We start from the raw sequence: 19,838 nt of genomic DNA, 5'->3' as shown, positions 1-19,838 counted from the left end.
AAATTCTATGGATCGAGTCAATAAAATTATTCATTTGTTAGAAAACGGCCAACATAAAGAAGCCTTAGATGAATATAATGTTGTATTAAACAAAGGCAGCCACGAAGAAAAATTTATGCTTGGTGAAGAATTATTCCATTACGGCTTCCTCGAAGAAGCCAATGCATTAATTGAAAAGCTGTTAACAGTATTTCCAGAGGAGGGCGAACTCCTTATTCTGTTAGCGGAAATTTTAGTAGAAGCTGGGGAAGAAGAACAGGCGATTCTTGTTTTGGAGAAGATTTCAACACAGGATGCCAATTACGGACAATCACTATTGCTGCTGGCCGACCTTTACCAAATGGAAGGACTTTACGAGGTTTCCGAAAATAAGATATTGAAAGCAAAAGAATTATTGCCAAATGAAATTATTATTGATTTTGCCCTTGGAGAGCTATACGGTGAACAAGGGGAAATTCTAAAGGCTATGAAGGCCTATGAAGACGTCCTTAAAGAAACAAACGAAATTGCCGGGGTTAATATTCACAGCCGGATGGCTGATTTGTTAAGCGCTTCCGGGGCTTTTGAGGATGCTTTAATCTATTATGATAAAGCACTTGAGGAAAAACTCGAAATCAATACGTTATTTGGATATGCGTTTACCGCACTACAGGCAGGATATAACCGTACTGCAATTGAAAAGTTCACGGAGCTAAAAGAGCTTGACCCCGAATATCACTCCCTTTATTTGCACTTGGCATCCGCTTATGAACGGGAAGAGGAGCTTGAAAACAGCCTGCGAATTGTTCAAGAGGGAATTAAGCAGGATGAATTTAATAAAGAATTATTTTATAAAGGTGGAAAAATTGCCTTAAAACTTGGTATGGAAGAGGAAGCTGAGAAGTACCTACGAGAATCACTTGTTTTAGACCCCGGATATTTAGAAGCGGCCATTACCTTGAATAAACTTTTTCTTCAGCAGGAACGCTACAAGGATGTTATTGAATTAATTTCCGAACTCGATTTAGCGGCAGAGGATGAGCCGCAGCTTTTATGGGATTCCGCCTTGGCGTATGAAGGATTAGAAGAATTTTCTGACGCATTAGACAAATATGAAAGTGCATATACTTATTTTAAGAATAATGAAACGTTTTTAACAGATTACGGATATTTTCTAATTGAAGAAGGAAAAACCGACCTGGCTGCCGAAATTTTTAAACAGATATTATTGAAAGACCCAACCAATACAGAAGTTCTCGATTTACTTGAGCGACTTACCGAATCAGGAGATCTAAACTGAATATGCAGAGGAGGGAAATGAATATGGCAACCCCTGTATCTGTCAACGAGAAGAAGGATTTTATTCGCTGGTTTTTAAATCATTACCAATTAAAGAGAAGAGAATGTGTTTGGATTTTAAATTATTTAATGAGTCATGATCAGCTGATGGAAAGGGTCCATTTTGTTGAGCAAGCACAATATTGTCCGCGGGGCTTAATTATGTCAACACATTGTGTCGATAAAGTACCGTTTCGCTTTTATAAGGAAAATGTGATGACAACAGATGCCGAAAAATCCTTTCATGATATTCGGCTTAATCGGGACGAGGATATTTATATTCAACTTAACTTCCATGCCTCTAATCAGGCACATCAATATGCTGCGGTACTTGAGGAAAATCCATTCGTACCTAAACATTTGCAGGTAAATGAAAAAGATGGCATGATTGCTGAACAAATGCTTAAAGAAAGTATTGAACGCTTTCAGCGTGATAAGCTGCTGCAGCTAATTGATGAAGCTCTTGACAGGCAGGATCGGGAAGCCTTTCATGCCTTAACGGAAAAATTAAATAAATTGACACATTCGACAAAAAAAGAGAGTTTGCGCTAAGCAAACTCTTTTTTTGTGATTAGGTTCATTCATTTTTGATTAATAACCATGTTAATTGGTGCCAAATACTTGAGCGTAAAACAACAAGCATGCCTTTATTTTTGCTAGAAAATTTGTATAAACTTTCAATATGTTTAATTGTTTAGGGAATAATGGTACTATTGGGGTATTGAAATGAAAAGGTTGGTGCAAAAAAAATGAAATGGATACCTCAAGATGTTGAGACGTACTCAAATGCAAAGGAATACGTTGATACTGCTGTTGTGCCACTATACTCCGTATTAGTTGGGGGAGGGATCAAGCAATCAGCCGCAGCAGCTGAATTTATTACTTTATTAACGAATCATCTAGAAAGACAGTTTACCGGGAGAATCTTGTTATTTCCACCCTTTACGTACCTTGAGCAAGAGCAGGAAGGAAAAGAATTAACGGATTTGCAAAGCTGGGAGGAAAATATTTATGCAGCCGGCTTTAAGCATGTTTTCTACATCACTTCTAATCTGGAATGGCGACGGAAAGAAGGAGAATTAAAAGGATCCCTGATTTGGATTCCAGCTATCCCGCTGGAACATATGAACGATTCTCAAAAGTTACCGGTTATTGACAGCCAGGTGAAGCAGCTTTTAACACTTTTTACACAAAAGTGGCACGAAAATGAATAAAACCACGTATATTAACTGTTTTTAAAATAGTATGATATTGACCTTACTTGAAGATTGATATATCATTGTTATGTCCTAGTTTTATATGTGTTTAAATTAGTCCCGTGGACTTAACTTCATGAATGGAGGGGGGATAAGCATGAGTAAAGATCGCGTTTCAAGACGGCAATTCTTGAGTTACACACTAACAGGTGTAGGCGGATTCATGGCGGCAGGGATTTTAATGCCAATGGTGCGTTTTGCTGTTGATCCTGTGTTAAAGGCAGAGGCGGCAGGTGAATTTGTTGCAACAAAACAAAAAGTAGCTGATTTAACAAATGAACCGGTGCGTGTTGACTTTACCTATAAGCAGAAAGATGCATGGTATGAATCAGACGTAACAGAATCTGCTTGGGTTTACAAGGATGATGCAGGTAAAATCGTTGCCCTGTCACCAGTATGTAAGCACTTAGGCTGTACCGTTAACTGGAATTCTGATAAGGAACATCCAGAACAATTCTTCTGTCCATGCCACTATGGCCGTTATACAAAGGATGGAACAAACGTACCTGGTACACCGCCGTTAGCACCGCTTGATGTGTACCCATACAAAGAAAAAGACGGTTATCTTTATTTAGGAAAAGCTAAACCACGGAAGGAGGCGTAATCATTGTTAAACAAAATTTACGATTGGGTAGATGAGCGTTTAGATATTACGCCTTTGTGGCGCGATATCGCGGATCATGAAGTACCTGAGCATGTAAACCCGGCGCATCATTTTTCTGCGTTTGTTTATTGCTTTGGAGGTATGACATTTTTCGTTACGGTTATCCAAATCCTTTCCGGTATGTTTTTAACAATGTACTATGTACCGGATATTAAAAATGCTTGGGAATCAGTTTATTATTTACAAAATGAAGTTGCATTTGGACAAATTGTACGTGGTATGCATCACTGGGGTGCCAGTTTAGTACTTGTGATGATGTTCTTACATACACTTCGCGTGTTCTTCCAAGGCGCTTATAAGAAGCCTCGTGAACTTAACTGGGTTGTCGGAGTACTTATTTTCTTCGTCATGCTTGGCTTAGGCTTTACCGGCTACCTGTTACCTTGGGATATGAAAGCGTTGTTCGCAACAAAAGTAGGCTTGCAGATTGCGGAGGCAACTCCATTCATTGGTTCGTACGTGAAAGTGCTGCTCGCTGGTCATGAACATATCGTCGGGGCGCAAACATTAACCCGCTTCTTTGCGATTCATGTATTCTTCTTGCCTGCTGTATTATTTGGATTACTAGCTGCACACTTTATCATGATTAGAAAACAAGGTATTTCCGGACCACTATGATTTTGATGAAAATCAATGAATTTTACCAATCTTTATAGAAAAAGGAGGGGATTGCTCAATGCATCGCGGTAAAGGTTTAAAGTTTGTAGGTGACTCACGTATTTTGGCACCTGAAGTAAGAAAACAGAAACTTCCAAAAGATTACTCAGAATACCCTGGTAAAACTGAGGCATTCTGGCCAAACTTCCTGTTGAAAGAATGGATGGTTGGGGCGGTATTCCTTGTTGGAATTTTATGTTTAACAGTAGCACATCCAGCTCCGCTTGAAAGAATCGCGGATCCTACAGATACAGGCTATATTCCATTACCAGACTGGTATTTCTTATTCTTGTATCAGCTACTTAAATACACGTATGCTTCCGGTCCATATACTGTTATCGGGGCAATGATTATTCCGGGACTTGCATTTGGCGGCTTATTATTAGCACCATTTATTGACCGTGGACCTGAACGCCGTGCCAGCAAGCGTCCGTTAGCTACTGCATTTATGTTACTTGCATTGGCAGCCACTACATTTTTAACTTGGCAATCAGTTGCTACTCATGACTGGGCAGCTGCTGAACGTCAAGGGAAAATCGTTCAAAAAGTTGAAGTTGATAAGTCGAGTGATGGCTATCAAATTGCTAGCAAAAATACATGTATCACTTGCCATGGTGATGACCTGCAAGGCGGAGCTGCGGCACCTTCATTAGCCAACACAGGATTATCTGCAGATGAAGTGGCAAAGATTGCTAAAGAAGGTTATAAAAACATGCCTCCAGGAGTCTTCAAAGGTACTGATGAAGAGCTGAAAAAGCTGTCTGAATTTATCTCTGGACTTGGCAAGTAATCTATGAACTAAAAAGCTGACGAAATTTCGTCAGCTTTTTTATTAATCAAAATGAAAAGGGGTGTTGTTTTTGCGTTGGATTTATCCCCTATTAGCAAACCGTTCTATTCTTCTATTATTGCTAATTGTGAACATTGTCGGAACAATCTATGGATATTACTGGTACGGGTGGCAATTAAAAGAAACACCGGCTGTTTTTCTGCCGTTTGTGCCCGATAGTCCGACAGCCAGTCTTTTTTTCGTTTTTGTCTTAATTGCCTTTTTATTAAAAGGAAACTGGCCGCTTTTAGAGGCCTTTGCCATTGTCACGCTATTTAAATATGGTATTTGGGCTGTTGTCATGAACATCTTGGTTTACTTTGTTCAGGGAGAGCTGGACTGGATTGGTTTAATGTTAATATTCTCCCATTTTGCCATGGCGGTAGAAGGCGTTTTATTTGCCCCGTTTTATCGTTTTAAAATCTGGCATTTGGTTGTTGCAGCAATTTGGACATTACATAATGATGTCATTGATTATGTATTTTTCATGATGCCGAGTTACCATATGCTGGACCAATTTACCCCGCAAATCGGATATTTCACGTTCTGGCTTTCGATGGTATCGATTGGAATTGCCTATTATTTTGTCATACGTCCTGGTAGATTTAAGCTAGAAATGAAATAAAAAATGGTCTAACCTTGTCCACCCCTTCATACACTTTATTAGTAACGAAAGGGGGGACTATGGTGAAAATAAAATGGCTTTATTTGTTTGCAATCATCTTGATGCTTACTCCCATACCAGTTAATGCCGAGGTACAAACACCAATGGAGAAATTGGATGATATATCAGACGAAGCACTCCAAATGGTGAAGTTCCATAGATATGAAGATGCTAAGAAATTACTTGATTATTTTTCAACCCAGTTTACTAGTGTTTCAGGCAGACAGCAGCCGTTATCCATGGATGAAGTTAGAATCATACACACCTCCCATGATGAAGCAATGGAAGCTGCTGTTAGTCCGACAATGGATCATGAAGAACGAATTAATAAACTGACAAAATTCCGGCTTGTGATAGATGCCATTGTTACTAGCCATCAGCCATTGTGGACCGAAATGGAAAACCAAATTATGACGGCATTTGCCCATGCAAAGAATGCTGCTATTAATGGCGACAGCGCCAAATTTCATTCAAGCTTTAATACTTTTTTATCCTTGTACAATGTCATTTATCCTAGTATGAAAATTGATGTTCCAGCAGAGAATATACAGAGATTAGATGCACGGATAAAAGTTATCGATCATTACCGCTCAGATATCCTTCATAATGAAGAGGGCAGGGCTGAGCTTGATAAGCTTGATACAGATTTAAAAAATCTTTTTGCTAACATGGAAGATGATGAAGCGGATCCCTCCTTGTGGTGGGTGATTATCTCAACAGGAAGTATTATAATTATGACATTGTCTTATGTAGGCTTTAGAAAATATCAAGGTGAAAAAGAAGTAAAGAAAAATCGCTCCAGAGAGCATAAAGATTGACGCGTCTAATCGGCTTAACTAAAATATTGTCTAATGAAGCTGGTTAGGAGTGTAAAAATTGTATCTTATCTATTTTGCGATCATTATCTTGGTTCCGTTATGGGCACAAATGAGAGTAAAAAGTACCTTTACTAAATATTCACAAGTACCGTCATCCACATATAGAACTGGTGCCGAGATAGCGAGAGGCATATTAAACGCTAATGGCTTATATGATGTAGCGGTCGAAGAAGGACATGGATTTTTAAGTGACCATTATGACCCGCGCTCGAAAGCGGTCCGATTATCCCCGGAAAATTATCATGGGCATTCTATTGCAGCAGCAGCTGTAGCAGCGCATGAATGTGGACACGCCTTGCAAGATTCCGAGGGTTATGCGTTTTTGCGATTCCGTTCCACTTTAGTACCTGTAGCAAATTTTGGTTCCAATATTTCATGGATTTTAATTATGATTGGGATATTTGCCCATTTGTCAGGGCTGCTATTACTAGGAATCATATTTATGGCGGCCGCAGTTCTGTTTCAAATTGTGACGCTTCCGGTAGAGTTTAATGCCTCAAGCCGGGCAATGGATCAGGTTGTTTCTCTTGGGTTAATTGCAAACCGCGAAGAACGGGAGGCAAGGAAGGTGTTAAATGCAGCGGCATTGACATATGTCGCAGCCGCGGCTGTTGCTGTTCTAGAGCTCTTAAGGCTAGTGCTTATTTTTACTGGAATGAATCGCAGTAACGACGATTAATACAAAAGGCAATGTCTTTTATGAGACATTGCCTTTAATCATGTAATGGCATTTTATTTTCATCAAGTGTAAAGCCCTCGCCTTGAACATCATGGACGACGGAAATGGATACAAACGCATGGGGGTCAACAGAGGTTATGATGTTTTTTAATCGTATGAGTTCATTTTTCGCTACAACACAGTACAAAACTTCACGTTCATTTTTAGTATAAGAGCCGTAACCCCTGAGTGCGGTGACACCGCGTTCCATTTCCTCCATAATCTTTCCGGCAATTTCTTCGTTTTTATCCGAAATGATCATCGCTCCACGGGCAGAATAGGCCCCTTCTTGGATAAAATCGATTACCCTCGCGCCGACAAATACAGCAACAAGCGTATACATTGCTTGTTTGTAATTTAAGTAAGTAAATAATGAGAGTGTAATGACACAGGCATCAAACAAGAACATCGTTTTCCCCATGTTCCAGCCAACATATTTCTGAACAAGTCTAGCAATAATATCTACGCCGCCGGTAGTGCCGCCAAAACGAAAAATAATTCCTAAGCCTATCCCCGCTAATACCCCGGCAAAAAGAGCTGCTAGTGTTAAGTCGTGCTGAAGCGGCATTTCGATGGAATTACGCTGAAAAATCCATAGAAAAATGGATACACCAACAGTGCCAATAATGGTATATAAAAAGGCATTTCTCCCCAAAAGCTTCCAGCCGATAAAAAAAAGAGGGATATTTAATATCAGGTTGGTATAAGATGGGTCCCAGTGGAACAAGAAATAAAGTATGAGAGTAATCCCGGTAAAACCGCCTTCAGCCAATTTATTTTGCATGTTAAAATTAACGAGACCGAATGACATGATGGCTGTTCCTAACAGGATAAAAAGGATATTTTTCAATTTAAGGCCAAAAATCATAAACATTCCTCCACTACCACTTTTTGCACATAGATGGGCGAATTTAATTATATCGAATAAAGTTTATAAGAGCAATTGGATGCAGAAAAATGTCGATTTAAGCGAAAACATTTGTAAAACGGGTTTAATTTAGCTAACATGAAAATAGAAAAAATGAAAGAAAAAACGAAGAAAAAGCTGTAGTGAAATGAGGGTGAAATTGAATGGCAGCAGGAAAAACAATGAAAGACCTTCAACGAGAAGTCGATACATACATCAGTCAATTTAAAGAAGGATATTTTAGCCCGCTGGCCATGCTTGCTCGGATGACGGAAGAACTAGGCGAGCTGGCGCGGGAAGTAAACCATTATTATGGGGAGAAGCCGAAGAAATCCATAGAAACTGAAAAAGCCATTGAGGAAGAGCTGGGTGATCTTCTGTTTGTCATCATATGCTTTGCCAATTCATTACAGATCGATTTGGAAGAGGCTCATGATATAGTTATGAACAAGTTTAACACACGAGATAAAAATCGCTGGACAAGAATTGAACAGGATTAATAGGGAGTGAAGGAAATGGAAACTGTTAAAATTATCATCGCCGGTCCCCGCGGAAGGATGGGACGGGAAGCCGTAAACTTAGTAACAAACACCGAACAATTTGAATTAGTCGCTGTATTGGACCATAAATACGATGGCATAATGTTGAGTGATATAGAAGGATTTCATTTCGTTTCAAATGTTCCGGTTTATACAGAGATTGAGAAATGTCTTCAAGAAACCGATGCAGACGTCCTAATTGATCTAACGACACCAGAGGCGGGACCGTACCATGCCAAAACAGCTTTAAACCATGGCGTCCGTCCAGTTGTCGGCACAACTGGGTTTACAAAAGAACAGCTACTGGAATTAGACGAGATTTGTAAGGAAAAAGAACTAGGCTGTATCATCGCTCCAAACTTTGCAATTGGCGCTGTTTTGATGATGAAATTTTCACAAATGGCGGCAAAATATTTTCAAGACATTGAAATCATTGAAATGCACCATGACAAAAAGCTCGATGCCCCGTCAGGAACGGCCGTAAAAACAGCCGAAATGATTGCAGCGGTAAGGGAAACGAAAATACAGGGGCATCCTAATGAGAAAGAAACAATCCAGGGAGCAAGGGGGGCCGACTTTGATGGAATGCATATTCATTCCGTCCGTTTACCGGGTTTGATTGCCCATCAGCAGGTGATGTTTGGATCAGATGGTCAAACGATTACGATTCGCCATGATTCTTATAACCGCGCCTCCTTTATGTCTGGTGTCAAAGTTGCCGTTGAAACTGTCATGAAGCAAAATACATTTGTATACGGATTAGAAAATATTTTGGATTAGGAGCATCCCAGATGAATATTGCCTTAATTGCACATGATCAAAAGAAGAATGATTTAGTCCAATTTGTGACGGCTTACCAATCTATTTTTGTTAAACATAATCTTTTTGCAACAGGGACGACAGGTATGCGGATATCTGAAGCAACTGGTTTAACTATTACTCGTTACAAATCAGGGCCGCTTGGCGGGGATCAGGAAATTGGAGCAATGATTGCAAAAAATCAAATGGATGCTATCTTTTTTTTCCGTGATCCGTTAACTGCCCAGCCTCATGAACCAGATGTATCTGCCCTTATCCGTCTTTGTGATGTTTATTCAATCCCGCTTGCGACTAATATGGGGACGGCAGAATTGTTAATTAGAGGGTTGGATGAAGGGTTATTGGATTGGAGAAATATCGCCAGGGAGAATGATGAAAATAATGGAAGATAATGCATTACATATCCTTGCTTTTGGTGCCCATGCCGATGATGTTGAAATTGGCATGGGAGGAACCATTGCAAAACTTACCTCCGAAGGAAAACAGGTCGGCATTTGCGATTTAACCGATGCCGACCTTTCCTCAAACGGGAATGTCCTGCTAAGAAAGGAGGAAGCGGGAAAAGCTGCAGAAATATTACGAGTTTCTGTCCGAACGTCACTTGGCTTTCCTGACCGGGGCCTGTTTTTACAGGAATCATACATAAATGAGATTGCCAAAATCATTCGAATCTATAAGCCGAAAATTGTGTTTGCCCCATATTACGAAGACCGCCATCCTGACCATGGGAATTGCGCAAGGCTAGTGGAGGAGGCAGTTTTTTCGGCGGGGATTAAAAAATATCATACAGATGGCTGCAATGTACCCCACAAGGTGGATAGAATGTATTTTTATATGATAAATGGCTTTCATCACCCGGATTTTACCATTGATATTACACCGTTTATTGATCATAAGCTTACGGCCTTAAGGGCTTATAAAAGCCAATTTGAAAAAACAGCCGAGAGCTTTAATACACCGTTGGTTAACGGATATATTGAAACGGTGGAAGCAAGGGAAAGAATGTTTGGAAAGCTAGTAAATGTAAGATATGCTGAAGGCTTCAAAACGAAGGTTCCAATTCTTTTGAAGCATGACTTGTTAGGAGAATAATGCATGAGGAGACTTAAAATCGGAATTACCTGCTATCCAACGGTAGGGGGCTCTGGAGTAGTTGCAACAGAATTAGGAAAAATGCTGGCCGAAAAAGGACATGAAATCCATTTCATATCTTCCAGCATCCCTTTTCGCTTAAACAAAATATACCATAATATTTATTACCATCAGGTCGATGTTAATCAATATTCTGTATTTCAATACGCACCATATGATATTGCCTTAGCAAGTAAAATGGCAGAGGTCGCAAACAGGGAGAAATTAGATGTCCTTCATGTCCATTATGCCATTCCTCATGCGGTTTGTGCGATTTTGGCTAAACAAATGGCCGGAAGAGACCTTAAAATTGTAACGACCCTGCATGGCACCGATATTACAGTGTTAGGATATGACCCATCATTAACTGATGCCATTAAATTTGGGATTGAAAAATCAGATGTGGTAACAGCCGTTTCTAACGCATTAGTCAATCAAACATATGATCTCATCCATCCCGATAAACAAATTGAAACGGTCTATAATTTCATTGATCACCGGATTTACCAAAAGACGGATGCCCGGCATCTAAAAGAAGAATTCGGCATCAAAGAAAACGAGAAAGTCATTATCCATGTCTCTAATTTTCGGGCCGTGAAACGAGTGCAGGATGTCGTGAAAACATTTGCGAAAATTTCTAGCGTAATGCCTGCTAAGCTGCTGCTCGTTGGCGATGGACCGGAAATGACGATTATATGCAGGCTCGTCAGACAGCTGGCATTAGAAGATCAAGTCATTTTTCTTGGCAAACAAGAAAACCTTGAGGAACTATATTCCATCAGTGATTTAATGTTACTTTTATCGGAAAAGGAGAGCTTTGGACTCGTTGCATTAGAGGCGATGGCCTGCGGCGTTCCTTGTATTGGGACAAATATTGGAGGAATCCCGGAGGTTATTGACAATGGGGCTGCTGGGTATATTTGTGAAGTCGGTGATATTGAAGACATTGCAAAAAAAGCAGTTGGCTTATTAGAGGATGAAGATCTTCATCAGGAATTTTCCCGGCAATCGCTGGATTTGGTGAACACCAAATTCAAATCCGACGAGATTGTTAAACAATATGAGAGAATCTATTACCGTTTAGTGAATTTAGGTGAAGAATAATGAATGAACCATTTTTATCTGCCGTTCCGGTATTACAGCAGCTTGAGGATGCAGGATATGAGGCATACTTTGTCGGCGGATCGGTTCGTGATTACCTGCTGAATAAACAGATTAGTGATGTCGATATTGCAACGAGCGCAACGCCGGAAGAAGTGAAGGCCATTTTCCCTAAAACGGTTGATATTGGAATAGAACATGGCACTGTCCTTGTTCTATTTAATCTGAAATCTTATGAAATTACGACCTTTAGGACAGAAGGAGATTACCAAGATTTCAGAAGACCGAAGGAGGTAGCGTTCATTCGCAATTTAACTGATGACCTTCGACGGCGGGACTTTACCATGAATGCCATGGCGATGGACAGAATGGGACAAGTCATTGATCCGTTTAAGGGTCAACAGGCAATTGAGCAGAAAATTATTCAATCAGTAGGGCATGCAAAGGAACGCTTCAGTGAAGATGCACTTCGTATGATGAGAGCGGTACGATTTGTCAGCCAGCTCTCTTTTCATATAGAAGAAGAGACGATGCGGGCTTTAAAAGAGTTAACATACTTGCTTGAAAATATTGCAATTGAACGAAAAAGGGCAGAATTCGAGAAACTTTTGGCGGGCGACAATTGGCATGAAGCATTAAGGATTATTGCCGAAACCAATATCTGTGCATACTTACCCGGGTTAAAAAACCAAAAAAGCGAAATCGAAAAGTTCTTATCCTACGACGGCAAAAATTTAACTACAAGTGAAATGTGGTCTTTACTTTTATTTTGTCTAAAGCTAAGTGAAAAAGCTGCTGAATCGTTCCTTCGTGATTGGCGTCTCTCCGTTAAGGAAATAAAACATATCCTAAGTATTTTGATGTATTTAGAGCGTCGGCTTGAAAAGGATTGGTCCGTATATGATTTGTTTAAAGCGGGCAGCATTGTCATCGAATCTGTTGAAAAGCTTTATTTAACGATTAAACGTCTAAACGATTGGACGGAAATTGAACGCCTGCTTACTACTTATCAGGAGCTTCCAATCAAAGACAGTAAAGATGTTGCCGCAACAGGAACTGATTTGATGAAATGGTTTAACCGGAACGGTGGTCCTTGGGTAAAAGAGTCGCTGGTTCAGATTGAACAAGCAATTTTAAATGGGATAGTAAAAAATGATAAACAAAATATTAAGGAGTGGCTATTGGCATGCAGTCAGAATTAAGGAAGCAGCTGCTTGATGCCTTCACAACCGCCGGTGAATCTTACTTGTCGGGACAATATTTGGCTGAACTGGTCGGCTGTTCCAGAACAGCAGTGTGGAAACATATTGAGGAATTAAGAAAAGAAGGCTTCGAGCTTGAGGCGATTAGGAAAAAAGGTTACCGGATTATAAAAACACCAGAAAGAGTATCGGCTGATGAAATTATGCTAGGTTTGACCACCAGCTTCATTGGCAGGAATATACATTATGAAGAAAGTGTTGAATCAACTCAAAAGATTGCTCACAAATTAGCATCACAGGGTGTCCCTGAAGGAACGGTAGTGATAGCTGATGAGCAAAGGTCTGGTAAGGGAAGAATGAATCGAAATTGGCATTCTCCGAAATATACCGGGATTTGGATGAGCCTGATTCTTAAACCAAACATTCCCCTGACAAAAGCACCGCAGTTAACCCTTTTAACAGCAGTAGCTGTTGTTCAGGCAATGGAAGAAATAACGGGGCTTACACCGGGAATTAAATGGCCAAATGATATTCTAATTGACGGCAAGAAAGTGACGGGGATCTTAACGGAATTACAAGCGGAGGCAGACCGGATTCATTCGATCATTATCGGTGTTGGGATTAATGTCAACCAGAAGCTGGAGGATTTTCCTTTGGAGCTGCAAGACAAGGCGAGCTCTCTGTCTATTCAAAAAGGAGAGCAGATTTCTCGGGCGGAATTAATCCGTACAATATTCAAGCACTTTGAGAAACTTTATTCACTTTATTTAAAGCAAGGTTTTATACCAATCAAGATTTTATGGGAAGGCTACGCTGTCAGTATTGGAAGAATCCTGAAGGCGAGAACCCTGACTGAGGTTATTGAAGGTAAAGCGTTGGGAATTACGGATGAAGGTGTATTAAAAATCGAAGATCAATCCGGTGTGATTCATCATGTGTATTCAGCTGATATTGAACTTTAAAGACAGTAATATACTTCTTGCAAGATCATTGTAATTTTTGTACAATTTTATTGGGCAGTATCCTGCATGTGAACTGCACCTGATGATGTGTTACTAGATAACTTAAAATTTAAAAGGTTTCTGCCTAGATCCGAAAGACGGACCGGGACAGAGGGATGGAACAAGCAAAAGAGTACGGAATCCTTCTGCCTTCAGAAGGATTTTTTTATGCTCTCTTTCTTACGTTTTGTCACCTCTTCCAATTAAGAGGAGGGAAAATGATGAAGCAGACGACAGATTTTTTGAAGATGAAGGAATCAAATGAAAAGATTGTTATGTTGACGGCTTACGACTATCCATCTGCAAAGCAGGCCGAGCAAGGCGGGGTTGATGTCATTTTAGTCGGCGATTCGCTCGGAATGGTTGTACTAGGCTATGAATCAACCGTTTCTGTGACGCTCGACGACATGATTCATCATGCAAAAGCGGTAAAACGCGGGGCAAAGGATACGTTTATTGTCGTTGATATGCCGTTTCTTACTTACCATTTATCAATGAAAGATACCTTAATGAATGCGGGAAGATTGATCCAGGAAACAGGGGCCAATGCTGTTAAATTGGAAGGTGCCGACGAGGTAATTGAAAAAATCACTGCGATAACAAAAGCCGGAATCCCGGTTTGTGCCCATTTAGGCTTAACACCGCAATCAGTTGGTGTCCTGGGCGGATACAAGGTCCAAGGAAAAGATGCGAATGCGGCGAAAAAATTAATTGAAGATGCCAAAAAGTGTGAGCGTGCAGGCGCATTTGCGATTGTACTGGAATGTGTCCCAAAACAGCTTGCCGCGGAGGTGTCAAAGGCTGTCTCTGTTCCCATTATTGGAATAGGTGCAGGTCTAGATGTTGACGGTCAAGTTTTAGTTTACCATGATCTAATTGGCTATGGAGTGGAGAGGGTGCCAAAGTTTGTGAAGCAATATCATTCTGTCCATCCGTTTATGATTGAATCCATTCAAGCCTATGCAGCTGATGTAAGAAATAAACAATTTCCTGAAGAAAAGCATACGTTTACAATGAAGGAAGAGGAATTGAAAGTCCTTTACGGAGGTTTCCAATGAAAATCATCAAAACCATCAGAGAATTACGGACAGAACTGGCTTTACAAAAGGAAGCAGGCAAAACGGTTGGCTTTGTTCCAACTATGGGCTACCTCCACGAAGGTCATCTCACATTAATAAAAAACGCCAGACAGGAAAATGATCTTGTTGTTTTAAGTATATTTGTGAATCCGATCCAATTTGGACCAAAGGAGGATCTGGCTGCCTACCCCCGCGATTTCGAACGGGACTGTGCTTTAGCTGAATGTGAACAAGTCGATCTCTTATTCTATCCATCTGTGAAGGAAATGTATCCCAATCCATTAACAGTAAAAGCAGCAGTGCAGCAGCGGACAGATGTTTTATGCGGCAAGTCCCGTCCCGGTCATTTTGATGGTGTTGCTACCGTGATTACGAAGCTTTTTAACATTGTAATGCCGACAAGAGCCTATTTTGGGAAGAAGGATGCCCAGCAGGTAGCAGTAATTGAGGGCTTAATTGCCGACTTTAATTTTCCGATTGAACTCGTCGCTGTTGACACGGTTCGTGAAACCGACGGACTGGCTAAAAGCTCACGGAATGTAAACCTTTTACCTTTAGAAAGAGAACAGGCACCTATTCTTTATAAAAGTTTACTCGCGGCAAATACAGCAATCATTCGAGGAGAAAAAAATCCAATTGAAATTACTAATACAATAAAGGACATGATTTCAAAGGATACAAGTGGAGAAATAGACTACGTTGAAATCTATTCCTATCCACAGCTGCAGCCGGTAGAAACAGTTGCAGGCAGAGTAATCATTGCACTTGCTGTCAAATTTACTAAAGCTCGATTAATAGATAATCTAATCATTGACATCGATTGTTAATAGGGGAGGAACTAAATAATATGTTTCGCACCATGATGAACGGGAAAATCCACCGCGCCACTGTCACGGAGGCTAATTTAAACTATGTAGGTAGTATTACCATTGATCAGGATATTTTAGATGCGGTCGGCATGATGGCGAATGAAAAAGTGCAAATCGTCAATAACAACAATGGAGCAAGACTCGAAACGTATATCATCCCCGGGGATAGAGGGAGCGGAGTTGTCTGCTTAAATGGTGCTGCAGCCCGCCTCGTTCAGCCTGGTGATATCGTTATCATTATTTCCTATGTGCTTGTTGCGGAAGAAAAAACCGCAGCCCATAAACCAAAAGTTGCGATAATGGGTGAAAATAACCACATTAAAGAATTAATTCATGCAGAGCCAGCACTTACTATTATATAAAGTCCCCGAATTCATCGGGGATTTTCTTTTTATGATTTTTGTGGTACGGTTTAAGGAATGAATGTTTGGGGTGCTAAAGATATGTATAATAAATTTGTTGTAATAGATCTAGAAACTACAGGAAATATTCCCAAAAAAGGCGATAGAATTATCCAATTTGCGGCCGTGGTCATTGAAAATGGAGTAATCACGGAACAATTCTCGTCATTGATCAATCCCCAAAAATCGATCCCTATTTTTATTGAAGAATTAACTGGCATCAACGATGAGATGGTCAAAAATGCTCCCGTTTTTTCTGAAATTGCGGAGAAAGTAATCACTTTATTAGATGGGGCCTACTTTGTTGCCCATAACGTTTTGTTTGATTTATCGTTCTTGCAGGAGGAATTGGTCTCTGCCGGCTATGAGGGTTTTTTTGGACCTGTGCTTGATACGGTAGAAATGGCAAGGATTATGTATCCAACTGCTGATGGATATAAGCTTTCTGACTTAGCTGAACAAGAGAATTTAAATCATGACCGTCCACACCAGGCAGACAGTGACGCTGAAGTAACGGCAGAGCTTTTGCTCATCTTCCTGCGGCGCTTGGCTGCTCTTCCATTGGTAACAATCAGGCAGCTTTTACCCCTTTCAGGCGGGTTAAAAAGTGATCTGCAGCAATTGCTGGATGAAATACTGGAAGAATTCGATCCAATGGATGAGGGCATCCCAGAACATACGGAATTGGTTAAGGACCTCGTCGTGAAAAAGACAGCCAAGACAATAGATATGGAACAAGAACAAACTAATTTGTCCTACCCGGAACATGAAAATGATAAGATCAACCTACTGAATAAAGGGTTTAAATCATTTGAAAAACGGTCAGGCCAATTTCAAATGATGGATGCTGTGTATCGCGCCCTCCATTATGAGCGGCATTCATTGATTGAGGCAGGGACGGGTGTGGGCAAATCACTTGGATATCTTTTACCCGCTGCTTATTTTTGCAAAGAGAATAAAAGTGGACCGATTGTAATCAGTACATATACGATTCAACTTCAGGAGCAGCTGTTAAAAAAGGAAATTCCTTTATTAGCAAGCATTCTTCCGTTTAAGATACACGCTGTTTTACTTAAGGGCAGAAGCCATTATATTAGCCTTGAAAAATTCCATCAATCGCTATCTGATGAAAACGATAATTATGACACAACGTTAACAAAAATGCAGATTCTTGTATGGCTAACAGAAACTGAAACGGGCGATAAGGATGAACTGAATTTATCAAGCGGCGGACATATATTCTGGGAAAAAATAAAGAGCAGTCCATTTGGCTTTTCATTTAACCAAGAATACTCAGATAGGGATTTTTACTTAAAAGCAAAAAAAGAAGCTGAATATGCGGACATTATTATAACTAATCATTCCTTAGTTTTAAGTGATATTAAGGAAAAGGCCGCGATTTTACCTGATTATGATTATGTCATCCTTGATGAAGGCCATCATTTTGAAAAGACGGCAACACAGTTTTTTGGTGCTTCATTAGATTATTTGGCGATTCGCCTTTTAATAGGGAGATTTGGGCTTGAAGACCAGCCGCAGCTTTTTCATGATATGGAGGACATTATTCAAATGATTTCAGAGGGGCAGGAGCCTTTACTGCATCCTTTCCAGTTGAACCAGCTAGTTATGGATTTAACATACGAAGTCGATGAATTTTTTAATTTAATTGCCCTGTTTGCGAAAAAGAAACTTGGAGCGGCACCACGATTTTACCGATCGAAGGTAAGATTTTCCCAGAGTGATGGCGAAAGAGAAGTAAGGGCATTAGTAATTAGCGCGGAGAGACTGGCATTTTTACTTAAGGATTTGCAAATAGCCATAAAGGAGCGCTTGAAGTGGATTATGAAGTCAAAAACACCGTTAACAACCTATCAACAGACTACACTAGAGGAAATCCAAACGTTCTTAAATGATGTGAAAGAACTGAGGGATACGGTGATGAACTGCTTTATTCGTGAAAAAAATGATGTCAAATGGATTGAAATTGATATGCGCTCCCCGCAAAATATTACTACCTTTGTCGCACAGCCGGCAGTCGTCGCGGACCAATTACAGGAGCAATTTTTTTCAGTTAAAAAAGCTGCAGTCATCACTTCCGCGTCCCTGACTGTTAACGATTCATTCCATTTCATTCTAAATGAACTTGGTCTTGACCCTGTCTTAACGGAAACAATGATGGTTTCTTCACCATTTAATTATCAGAAGCAAGTGAAGCTGCTAATTCCCGAAGAGCTGCCAGAAATTAATACTGTCACATTAGATGAATTTGTGATTGCCTTAACGGAGCAAATTATTTCGATTGCCGAAGCGGCAAAAGGGAGGATGTTAGTTCTTTTTACTGCTTATGATATGTTGAAGAAAACGTATGATCTCGTAAAAGAAAGCGGCTTTTTAAATGATTTTGTCCTGATGGCACAAGGAATATCCAGCGGCAGCCCGGCAAGATTGACAAGAAATTTTAAGCGCTACGATAAAGCGATTTTGTTCGGCACAAGCAGCTTTTGGGAAGGAGTCGATATCCCAGGTGAGGATCTTTCCTGTCTTTGTATTGTCCGGCTTCCATTTAGCGCCCCAGATGAGCCGTTGACCGAGGCAAAAAGTAAATTAATTTTAGAGCGGGGTGGAAACCCGTTTACGGAATATTCATTACCGGAAGCCGTCCTCCGCTTTAAACAAGGGTTTGGAAGGTTAATCAGGACAGAAACTGACCGTGGTATTGTTGTTGTATTTGATAAAAGAATAATTACTAATCAGTATGGAAAAAGCTTTCTAGCATCTATTCCTCCAGTCTCGATTAATAAAGGAAGAATTGATGAATTAGCAAGGATCATTCGTTCTTGGGTTTGATAATATTTGGAAAATTGCACATCCTAGTGTTATAGGAGGTGTCTATTTGAGAATAGTACTTATTCTATTAAGCCTGTTAATACCGTTTTCAATAATGGCCGGTGCGGCTGCGCCCGCCAGCAGTGTTGAAAAGGTTAAATTAAATATTAAAGACAATGAAATGGCCGTCACTTTCTTAGGGCTTTCAGATGGAGATGCGACACTCATTCAAGGCCCGAATGCTGAAAACATTCTGGTGAATACTGGCGGAGTAGACACCATTGTTGAACTGGAAGGATGGCTTGATCTTTATAATGTCAAAAAGTTAAAAGCATTAATTTTGACCAACGAGATGGGGCTGCTGTCAGAAAAGCCATTAAAAAAGCTGATTTCTAAATACAAAATTCAAGAGATTATCACGACATCCAAACTGAAAACACAGCTTGTTTCCCGATTCTTACCGGCAAACCTAAAGGTAACAAATTGGAACACAGGGACAAAAGCCGTGATCCTTCCGGAAGTAACCGCCGTTGTTCAGTATGCTGGAAACAATCAAAATGAAGGTTTGGATTTTATGCTGGAGTTTTTTAATCATCGAATTTTTCTTATGTCATCTTTTAGTGATCAGGCAGAAAAAGCCTTATTAAGCAAGAAATTGGATGCTGTGAATATTTTCAAGCTGCCAAATTTTACCAAGGAAATGGAAGATGCTATATCCAAGAGTTTAATTCAAAATCTTAACCCGGAAATATCAGTTATGTTCGCAGGAACGGAGCAACAGCTCAATGCAGACGTCTTGGATGATTTACATGAAGCATGGTCGGAAATTTACTATACAAAAAAACATGGCACTATAACAATCAAATTTACTGAAACAAAATATGAGGTTATCACAATCCCATCCGGTGTAGAATAATTATGGAAAAATTCATTTAAAACATACTTGATTTAACGTATTTTTGTGATAACCTGTTATAATA

At 40.1% G+C, this 19,838-nt stretch carries 22 protein-coding genes; 21 read left to right on the top strand and 1 reads right to left on the bottom strand.

The features are described from left to right. The first annotated feature begins 7 nt into the window (after nucleotides 1-7). The 9 genes from A6749_RS02900 (at nucleotide 8) to A6749_RS02860 (ending at nucleotide 6,944) form a co-directional block, all read left to right on the top strand. Nucleotides 8-1,279 (top strand): tetratricopeptide repeat protein, encoded by a 1,272-nt coding sequence (locus tag A6749_RS02900; RefSeq protein WP_066385009.1) that lies wholly within the window; start codon nucleotides 8-10, stop codon nucleotides 1,277-1,279. 23 nt (nucleotides 1,280-1,302) lie between these two features. Continuing rightward, complete coding sequence (locus A6749_RS02895; protein WP_066385005.1) at nucleotides 1,303-1,869, top strand: ReoY family proteolytic degradation factor; 567 nt, start codon at nucleotides 1,303-1,305, stop codon at nucleotides 1,867-1,869. Nucleotides 1,870-2,066: 197 nt separating this feature from the next. Then, complete coding sequence (locus tag A6749_RS02890; RefSeq protein WP_066385001.1) at nucleotides 2,067-2,531, top strand: YpiF family protein; 465 nt, start codon at nucleotides 2,067-2,069, stop codon at nucleotides 2,529-2,531. Nucleotides 2,532-2,670: 139 nt separating this feature from the next. After that, nucleotides 2,671-3,177, top strand: a complete 507-nt coding sequence (locus tag A6749_RS02885; protein WP_066384995.1) for a QcrA and Rieske domain-containing protein — start codon at nucleotides 2,671-2,673, stop codon at nucleotides 3,175-3,177. Nucleotides 3,178-3,180: 3 nt separating this feature from the next. After that, complete coding sequence (gene qcrB, locus A6749_RS02880; protein WP_066384992.1) at nucleotides 3,181-3,855, top strand: menaquinol-cytochrome c reductase cytochrome b subunit; 675 nt, start codon at nucleotides 3,181-3,183, stop codon at nucleotides 3,853-3,855. A 58-nt stretch (nucleotides 3,856-3,913) separates the two neighbouring features. Next, on the top strand, nucleotides 3,914-4,684 hold the full coding sequence (locus A6749_RS02875; RefSeq protein WP_066384989.1) for a menaquinol-cytochrome c reductase cytochrome b/c subunit: 771 nt from the start codon (nucleotides 3,914-3,916) through the stop codon (nucleotides 4,682-4,684). A gap of 70 nt (nucleotides 4,685-4,754) precedes the next feature. Beyond that, nucleotides 4,755-5,348, top strand: a complete 594-nt coding sequence (gene lhaT, locus A6749_RS02870; RefSeq protein ID WP_066384988.1) for a lipoprotein heptaprenylglyceryl N-acetyltransferase LhaT — start codon at nucleotides 4,755-4,757, stop codon at nucleotides 5,346-5,348. 62 nt (nucleotides 5,349-5,410) lie between these two features. After that, the gene (gene ypjB, locus A6749_RS02865) at nucleotides 5,411-6,205 is read left to right on the top strand and encodes a sporulation protein YpjB (RefSeq protein WP_407937500.1); all 795 of its coding nucleotides are present in this window, start codon (nucleotides 5,411-5,413) and stop codon (nucleotides 6,203-6,205) included. 58 nt (nucleotides 6,206-6,263) lie between these two features. Further along, nucleotides 6,264-6,944, top strand: coding sequence for a zinc metallopeptidase (locus A6749_RS02860; RefSeq protein ID WP_084797612.1), 681 nt, complete (start codon nucleotides 6,264-6,266; stop codon nucleotides 6,942-6,944). 34 nt (nucleotides 6,945-6,978) lie between these two features. On the opposite strand, the gene A6749_RS02855 is transcribed toward A6749_RS02860, so the two are convergent. Continuing rightward, nucleotides 6,979-7,851 carry a YitT family protein gene (locus A6749_RS02855; RefSeq protein ID WP_066384983.1) on the bottom strand — a complete coding sequence of 291 codons (873 nt, stop codon included), beginning with the start codon at nucleotides 7,849-7,851 and terminating at the stop codon, nucleotides 6,979-6,981. A 203-nt stretch (nucleotides 7,852-8,054) separates the two neighbouring features. Here A6749_RS02855 and A6749_RS02850 point away from each other — a divergent pair, with 203 nt between their 5' ends. The 12 genes from A6749_RS02850 (at nucleotide 8,055) to A6749_RS02795 (ending at nucleotide 19,774) form a co-directional block, all read left to right on the top strand. Further along, nucleotides 8,055-8,390: a nucleotide pyrophosphohydrolase gene (locus A6749_RS02850; RefSeq protein WP_066384981.1), complete on the top strand. Its 336-nt coding sequence runs from the start codon at nucleotides 8,055-8,057 to the stop codon at nucleotides 8,388-8,390. Nucleotides 8,391-8,405: 15 nt separating this feature from the next. Continuing rightward, complete coding sequence (gene dapB / locus A6749_RS02845; protein WP_066384979.1) at nucleotides 8,406-9,209, top strand: 4-hydroxy-tetrahydrodipicolinate reductase; 804 nt, start codon at nucleotides 8,406-8,408, stop codon at nucleotides 9,207-9,209. Nucleotides 9,210-9,220: 11 nt separating this feature from the next. Continuing rightward, entirely contained in the window at nucleotides 9,221-9,640 is a 420-nt protein-coding gene (gene mgsA / locus A6749_RS02840; RefSeq protein ID WP_066384977.1) for a methylglyoxal synthase, read from the top strand. Next, nucleotides 9,630-10,340: a bacillithiol biosynthesis deacetylase BshB1 gene (gene bshB1, locus A6749_RS02835; RefSeq protein WP_066400718.1), complete on the top strand. Its 711-nt coding sequence runs from the start codon at nucleotides 9,630-9,632 to the stop codon at nucleotides 10,338-10,340. Before mgsA ends, bshB1 begins: the two co-directional genes overlap by 11 nt. Nucleotides 10,341-10,343: 3 nt before the next feature. Continuing rightward, entirely contained in the window at nucleotides 10,344-11,483 is a 1,140-nt protein-coding gene (bshA, locus tag A6749_RS02830; protein ID WP_066384974.1) for an N-acetyl-alpha-D-glucosaminyl L-malate synthase BshA, read from the top strand. Continuing rightward, nucleotides 11,483-12,682 (top strand): CCA tRNA nucleotidyltransferase, encoded by a 1,200-nt coding sequence (locus A6749_RS02825; RefSeq protein WP_066384972.1) that lies wholly within the window; start codon nucleotides 11,483-11,485, stop codon nucleotides 12,680-12,682. Before bshA ends, A6749_RS02825 begins: the two co-directional genes overlap by 1 nt. Beyond that, on the top strand, nucleotides 12,667-13,644 hold the full coding sequence (locus A6749_RS02820) for a biotin--[acetyl-CoA-carboxylase] ligase (protein ID WP_066384970.1): 978 nt from the start codon (nucleotides 12,667-12,669) through the stop codon (nucleotides 13,642-13,644). Before A6749_RS02825 ends, A6749_RS02820 begins: the two co-directional genes overlap by 16 nt. 260 nt (nucleotides 13,645-13,904) lie before the next feature. Then, nucleotides 13,905-14,741 carry a 3-methyl-2-oxobutanoate hydroxymethyltransferase gene (panB, locus tag A6749_RS02815; protein WP_066384968.1) on the top strand — a complete coding sequence of 279 codons (837 nt, stop codon included), beginning with the start codon at nucleotides 13,905-13,907 and terminating at the stop codon, nucleotides 14,739-14,741. Then, complete coding sequence (gene panC, locus A6749_RS02810; RefSeq protein ID WP_066384966.1) at nucleotides 14,738-15,589, top strand: pantoate--beta-alanine ligase; 852 nt, start codon at nucleotides 14,738-14,740, stop codon at nucleotides 15,587-15,589. Before panB ends, panC begins: the two co-directional genes overlap by 4 nt. Nucleotides 15,590-15,609: 20 nt before the next feature. Next, complete coding sequence (gene panD, locus A6749_RS02805; RefSeq protein WP_066384964.1) at nucleotides 15,610-15,993, top strand: aspartate 1-decarboxylase; 384 nt, start codon at nucleotides 15,610-15,612, stop codon at nucleotides 15,991-15,993. A gap of 81 nt (nucleotides 15,994-16,074) precedes the next feature. Beyond that, complete coding sequence (gene dinG / locus A6749_RS02800; RefSeq protein ID WP_066384959.1) at nucleotides 16,075-18,879, top strand: ATP-dependent DNA helicase DinG; 2,805 nt, start codon at nucleotides 16,075-16,077, stop codon at nucleotides 18,877-18,879. Between the two features lie 46 nt (nucleotides 18,880-18,925). Then, nucleotides 18,926-19,774 (top strand): ComEC/Rec2 family competence protein, encoded by an 849-nt coding sequence (locus A6749_RS02795; protein WP_066384958.1) that lies wholly within the window; start codon nucleotides 18,926-18,928, stop codon nucleotides 19,772-19,774. Nucleotides 19,775-19,838 lie beyond the last annotated feature (64 nt).

Origin of the sequence: Neobacillus mesonae (assembly GCF_001636315.1) — a bacterium.
GTDB classification, from domain to species: Bacteria; Bacillota; Bacilli; order Bacillales; family Cytobacillaceae; genus Neobacillus; species Neobacillus mesonae.
This window is presented reverse-complemented; position numbering and strand designations above follow the sequence as displayed.